Genomic DNA, 6,282 nt, shown 5'->3' with positions numbered 1-6,282 from the left:
AGAGAGCGTGTACTTTTCCCATGACCTCGAGTACCGGCCGGGTCTTCGCCAGCTCCGCGGTCAGTCTCGCGTTCTCCGCCTTCAAACGCCGGTTCTCCGCCGGCACTGCCGTCGCCGGCCCGGACGTACGTGCCGCGCCCAGGGCGCCCTGGTCCCGTGCGCGACGCCACTTACCGATATGAGACTCGTACAGCCCTTCCCTACGCAGCAACGCCCCCCGAGCGCCGTGCTCGGTCAACGCGTCGTACTCCCCGACGATCCTCACCTTGTATGCGGCGGTGAACGTCCGCCGCGTCGTCTGGCCGTCCCTCGGTCCGGATTCTTTCCTCCCCTTCCCACTCAGTCCTTCTGGACCACCCGACGACACGTCATTCATGGTCAATGTCACAAGATCCTGATCCGCATCTCGCCCTACTCGCTACACCCGACGGACTGATCGTTCTGTCTCAACCAAACTTGGCAGAGAGGGCCCGGCGTCACTCACCGTCAACCACCGCCGGTGGGGCCAGAACTCACCGAACCGACCCCCGCCAGACAAGGGGTGGGGCCAGGTCTCGCCGGTAGGTGGGGCCATTCGATACCCGTAGGGCCAGCTGTCGGGATGACCGACACACCCCGACAGCAACGTCAACAGAGATAGTTGCAGCGAAAAACACCGGCCACCTAGATCAGGGTTCAATTTCCATCCCCTCAGCTCCACCTATGATTCCGCAGGTCAAGCACCTGCTGGTGATCTTCTTCGCGGCGTGGGCCTTCGGTGATAGGTGCACTCTTGCGACACACGTGAGGGTCGTTTCGACCCCGATCATGGCGGTCCTGCTCTCGTGAGGCTGTCACTGATCTGTTCGTCGCCAAGCGCAGAATGTGTACTCGGCGCCGCAAACCTTGTACTGATGGCTCAGCAAAACATGTACTAGTAGGAGCGCAAACCTTGTACTGCTAGACTCGCAGATTGTGTACTGTGGCCGTATGGCCACGTCAAGGTATGTTCCGCGGATCGCCGACGGGCGCTTGGCGAGTCTGCTCGCAGGCCTGCCCGCCGTCATGGTCACCGGCCCGCGCGCCGCGGGGAAGACGACCTCCGCCCGGCGGATCGCCAACGACATCCTGCGGTTGGATGACCCCGCGGTCGCCACAGCGGTTGCCGCGAACCCGGACGCAGCACTGCGGCGCGCGCAGGAACCCGTTCTCCTCGATGAGTGGCAGGAGGTACCGGAGATCCTGGGCGCGGTCAAGCGCGCAGTCGACGACGATCCTCGTCCCGGCCGGTTTCTCCTCACCGGCAGCGTCGAAGCCGACTTCACGACCCGCCAGTGGCCCGGGACGGGTCGGGTCGTCCGGTTGGTCCTGCACGGTCTTACCGAACGGGAGATCGCTCACTCCGTCGATCAGCCGAGCCTGCTAGATCTGCTTCTGGACTCGGACATCTCGCAACTGAGCATCTCGGGCCCGTCCCCGGGCCTGGATGACTACGTCGACCTGGCATTGAGGAGCGGCTTCCCCGAGGCCGCCTTGAACCTGAGCGCACCAGGGCGACTCGCGTGGCTGGACGCCTACATCGATCACGTCGTCAATCGAGACGTGTTGGCCGCGGGGGAGCGACGGGACCCGATTCGACTACGCCGCTACCTCGAGGTTCTCGGGCTCTCGACGGCCGGCCTCCCCGCCGAAAGCACGGTTTACCAGGCCGCCGGAATCAACCAGCGGACCGCGGACGCGTACGACCGGATCTTGACTGCCCTCTACCTGATCGAACTGGTTCCTGCCTGGGCGACGAACCGCCTGAACAGGCTGACCAAGCGGGCGAAGCGATACCTGACCGATCCCGCGCTCGCGCTCGCCGCCGCCCGGGTGGACGAGCGGAGCGTCCTGCGGGACGGAGACCTGCTCGGCAGGTTGATTGACACCTTCGTCGTCGCGCAGCTACGGCCGGAAGTGTCCCTACTCCACCCCCGTGCCCGGTTGCACCATATCCGCTCTCGGGACGGCCAAGAGGTCGACGTCGTCATAGACCTCGGAGGAGGCGAAGTGATCGGAATCGAGATCAAGGCTTCCTCGGCGCCGACCGCTCGGGACGCCCGCCACCTCATATGGCTGCGCGATCAGCTCGGCCCGGACTTCCGCGCGGGAGTCGTGTTCCATACCGGCCCGATCCCCTTCGATCTCGACGACCGGATCTGGGCACTGCCCATCTGTGCGCTGTGGGCAGCCCGGACGGGATAGCCGGCCTGCGAGCAGCCGAACGAGTAGCCATGGGGGCTTGGCTGGTGACCATGATGTCGCGTCTGTTGCGTCCGCCTTGGCTCGAGGAACGACGAACAACGGCAGGACGACGTGGATGCGCCGGCACGACCGGAACCGTGCCTGATCCGGTTGATGGCGGGGACGGTTCGGGCGTCACCGAAACGCTGGCGGTCCACCATCAAGTCGTGGAGAAGATGCCGTCGTCCGTCCTGGACGACCCTGCGTTCTCAGTGCCGCGGTGCCCGGCGGACGGCTCCGGCGTCGCCTGGCTGCGCGGCAGCGTCGCGCGGTTCAGCGAGGGAGCTGACCACGCGCGCCGCCGGAGGCTGATCGATGAGCTGCTGTCCGGCCTGGTGGTCGATCCGCGCCCGGGCGGCGATCCGACCGCGATGCTGCTCACGGCGCTGGGACTGTCGGAGCACCTCGTGGCCGACGTCGCGTCGGCTGCTGCCTCGTACCACCCCCATCTGCCGGTGATACCCGAGGCCGACGACGCCGTCGAGCGGCTCATCGCAGTGTGCGGCGGCCACGACGAGTTGACGGCGGCGAAGCTGTGCGTGCTCGTGCAGGCCCATACCGCCACCCGCGCGCTGATCACCCACCTGCGCCGCGGTGGGGACGGCCCGCCGCCCATCCCGAGCACCCGGCGGGTCGGCCCCCGCGGCGAGACCGTCGAGGTGGACCTGTCCGGGGCACCGTTCGGTAGCGGCCGGCATGCCTGCCCGGGACGGGACCTCGCGCACCGGCTCGCGGCGGCGGCAATGCGGCAATGCGGCAATGCGGCAATGACCTTCGCTGACCTGCACCGGGCCGGCGACCCGCTGATCCTGCCGAACGCCTGGGACGCCGCGTCCGCGGCGGCCCTGCTCGTGGCGGGTTTCCCGGCGATCGGCACCACGAGCCTGGGGCTGGCGGCCCAGCACGGGCTGGCCGACGCCTCCCGGGCGATCCCCGAGCTCACCCGTCGCCTCGCGCGCCGGCTTCGCGCCCTGCCGTGCCCGGTCTCGATCGACATCGAGGACGGCTTCGCCGACGACCCGGCCGCCGTCGCCGACTACGCGGCCTCGCTGGGAGTCGACGGCATCAACATCGAGGACACCACCCGGGGACGACTCGTTGCGTCCGACGCACACGCAGCCAAAATCGCAGCGATCAAGGACCGGTGCCCGCGCCTGTTCGTCAACGCCCGCGTCGACACGTTCTGGACCGCGCAGGCCGCCACTGCGACCGTGACCGAGACCGAGACCGAGACCGAGACCGTCGACCGGGCTCGTCGCTACGTCGGTGCGGGGGCCGACGGCGTCTTCGTGCCCGGACGGCTCAATAGCCCGCAGATCCGGCAGATCGTCTCCGCGGTGCCGGTCCCCGTCAACGTGCTCGCCTCAGCGGACCACTCGGCGACGGAACTGGCCCGGCTCGGCGTGCGGCGGATCAGCTGCGGTTCGCTGCTGTACCGTGCCGCGCTGGCCCGGGCGGTGGAGGTGGCGGTCCGCATACGCGACGGCGAACCGGCACCGCCCGCGATCTCCTACGGCGCCATCCAGGGCCTGGCCGCCCGCTACTCAGCCGGCCTCCCACGCGGCGGACACGCCGGCATCGAGTGAGACGAGCACGCTCTCGCCCGCGCCGGTCAGGCGCAGCGCGCGGCTGCCCGGGCGGGTAGTCACCCATCCGCGGTCGAGGAAGACCGTCAGCAGGTGCGCGCCCAGCCGGCCCGCGACGTGCGGCTGGCGCCCTGTCCAGTCCAGGCAGCCCCGGACCAGCGGGCGACGCGGGGAGCCGCCGATCTCCTGCAGGGCGAACCGGTCGAGGAGCGGGTGACCGGGGCCGTCGAGGTGCAGGTCCGCGGTGGCGCCGGCACGCAGCGGTCCGACGATGCCCGCACGCACCAGCAGCCCGGTCACCTGCAGCCCGAGGTCTCCGGCCATGTGGTCGTAGCAGCGCCGCCCGGCCCGCAGCTCGGCAGCAACCCGGTGCCCGCGCAGCGACGTCACCGGGATCTCGGGGGCAACGACCTGTAGAGCCTCCAGTGCGTACGCGATGTCGGCGTTCGCCAGGGTGTAGTACCGGTGGCGCCCGGATCGCTCCACCGTGACGAACCCGTGGGCGACCAGCGCTTTGAGATGCCCGCTGGCCGTCGATGCCGATACCCCGGCCAGGCGGGCCAGATCACCCGCGGGCAGGCAGATGCCCCCGACCAGCCCGACGAGCATACGGGCCCGCGCGGGCTCGGCGATGAGCCGCGCCGGCACCGAAATGTCGGCGTCAACACCCACGCGGCCACAGTAGGGCACCGACCCTTCGACGATCCAGCGTTCGAACGCAATCCTGAGGACGGCGATCCCCACCTCGGCAGCCAGGCTCGCGGCTGGGCGCTGCCGGGCGCTGAAGAAGACCCCGGCCTCATCGACGATCTCGACAAGGGCCACTACTTCCACAGCCCAACCGGATGAACAGCCACGCCTGAATGGAACCTGCCGGCCACACTGCGCGAACCACGTCCGTAGAGTCCCACCCCGGTAGGCCCGTTCGCGCCGGTCGCCGTCCCGATCGGCACGATCGGCACGATCGGCACGATCGGCACGATCGGCACGATCGGCACGATCGGCACGATCGGCACGATCGGCACGATCGGCACGATCGGCACGATCGGCACGATCGGCACGATCGGCACGATCGCTTCCAGGATATGATGGATGACTCCAGCTATAATAAGTGGAGTTATCGGAGGGTCGCGTGGTGGACAAGCCCGCCGAGGTGTTCGACCGCGACTTCGAATGGGCCGAACTCACCCGCTTCGTCGGTCACCCGAGCCGGGAAGCCACCCTCGGGGTGGTCTCCGGACGGCGACGCCAGGGCAAGACCTTCCTCCTCGACGCCATCACCCGTGCCGACAGTGGTTTCCTGTTCACCGCCACCGAGACCACCGAGACCGACGCCCTGCGCCAGTTCGGTGAGGCTCTCGCCCTCTATCGCGGCGGAACCTAATGGGAGCTACCGGGTCGGCTGTAGGGCAGGCTTGGTGCTGGTAGCCGCCGGTGGGTGAGCACTCTCGGAACCAGGACGTAGTCGAGTCCTATTGACAGATCGTGTCCCTGCCGGTGGTCGGGAGAGTTGACCGCTGATGGGATGTCGTCGCCCGCCGACCGTGGCGTGAGCACTTGACCATTAGGTCGCTGGTGGTTCTCCCGCGGGCTGCTGATGTTTCTGTTGGCGTGGACGGGAGGCGTAACTTGCTGTTCGTGGGGGACGACTGGGCTGAGGATCATCACGATGTGGAGGTCCAGGACGAGGCTGGCCGCCGGCTGGGCAAGGCTCGGCTGCCGGAAGGCGTCGCGGGCATCAGCCGGGTGCACGAGCTGATCGGCCGGCACGTGCCCGCCGACGCCAACCCGGATCAGGTGGTGATCGGGATCGAGACGGACCGGGGGCCGTGGGTGCGGGCGCTGATCGCCGCCGGCTACCAGGTGATCGCGGTCAACCCGTTGCAGGCCGCCCGCTACCGCGAGCGGCACTCGACGTCAGGGGCGAAGAGCGACGCCGGGACCGTCAACGACCCGACCGCCAGGACCAGCCACGAGATCGACGGCGCGGTCTTCGGCCACCACGACTCCGAACGCGAAATCCTGCTCGCCCTCGGCGAAGCGAAATGGAACACAACCATGGGTATCAGTCACCTGCAGCGCCTCGACCACATCCGCAGCCTGCTACCCACACATACCGCCAACGGCGACTCCCCACGCCTGCTGTGTTTCAGCGGGGCAGGCTTCACACCCGAACTACACGAGGCCGCCGCCCACGACCACACCATCCAACTCATCGACCTGCAACGGCTCTACCACGGCGAATAACGGGGCTGCCTGCCGGACGACACCCCCATGCCGGATCGGCCAAACGGTTGCCAGGTGGAGTGGGACGCCGGCGACGCAGGCCAACCGGCTACGTGCCCTGCTGCCGGGTGGCGACGACACCAGGCGCCCCTGGCCCGAGGAGACCAACCTTGCGCCAATTCGTGACACAAATCTATATATACCGAAG

General features: G+C 68.4%; 5 protein-coding genes and 2 pseudogenes. 4 read left to right on the top strand and 3 right to left on the bottom strand.

Annotated elements, in window-relative coordinates; all coding sequences use genetic code 11:
* The coding region (locus tag U9977_RS24020) for a transposase (protein ID WP_416210764.1) at positions 1 to 388 on the bottom strand (388 nt) is incomplete at its 3' end.
* Positions 389 to 969: 581 nt separating this feature from the next.
* Here U9977_RS24020 and U9977_RS24015 point away from each other — a divergent pair.
* A complete protein-coding gene (locus U9977_RS24015; RefSeq protein ID WP_322751553.1) occupies positions 970 to 2,223 on the top strand; it encodes an ATP-binding protein in 1,254 nt (417 codons plus the stop codon).
* Between the two features lie 137 nt (positions 2,224 to 2,360).
* Positions 2,361 to 3,848, top strand: a complete 1,488-nt coding sequence (locus U9977_RS24010) for an isocitrate lyase/PEP mutase family protein (RefSeq protein ID WP_322751552.1) — start codon at positions 2,361 to 2,363, stop codon at positions 3,846 to 3,848.
* Here the strand turns inward: U9977_RS24010 and U9977_RS24005 are convergent.
* Entirely contained in the window at positions 3,807 to 4,682 is an 876-nt protein-coding gene (locus tag U9977_RS24005; RefSeq protein ID WP_322751551.1) for a helix-turn-helix transcriptional regulator, read from the bottom strand. The two genes, U9977_RS24010 and U9977_RS24005, sit on opposite strands and share 42 nt — an antisense overlap.
* Positions 4,673 to 4,918 carry a hypothetical protein gene (locus tag U9977_RS24000; protein ID WP_322751550.1) on the bottom strand — a complete coding sequence of 82 codons (246 nt, stop codon included), beginning with the start codon at positions 4,916 to 4,918 and terminating at the stop codon, positions 4,673 to 4,675. Before U9977_RS24000 ends, U9977_RS24005 begins: the two co-directional genes overlap by 10 nt.
* 65 nt (positions 4,919 to 4,983) lie before the next feature.
* On the opposite strand from U9977_RS24000, the pseudogene U9977_RS23995 reads away from it, so the two are divergent.
* A pseudogene (locus U9977_RS23995) lies at positions 4,984 to 5,217 on the top strand (ATP-binding protein); the annotation flags it as partial.
* A gap of 260 nt (positions 5,218 to 5,477) precedes the next feature.
* Positions 5,478 to 5,789 (top strand): annotated as a pseudogene (locus U9977_RS23990) (IS110 family transposase); the annotation flags it as partial.
* Between the last annotated feature and the right edge of the window lie 493 nt (positions 5,790 to 6,282).

This window comes from Protofrankia sp. Cas8 (genome assembly GCF_963555845.1).
In the GTDB taxonomy this organism is placed as follows: Bacteria; Actinomycetota; Actinomycetes; order Frankiales; family Frankiaceae; genus Protofrankia.
This window is presented reverse-complemented; position numbering and strand designations above follow the sequence as displayed.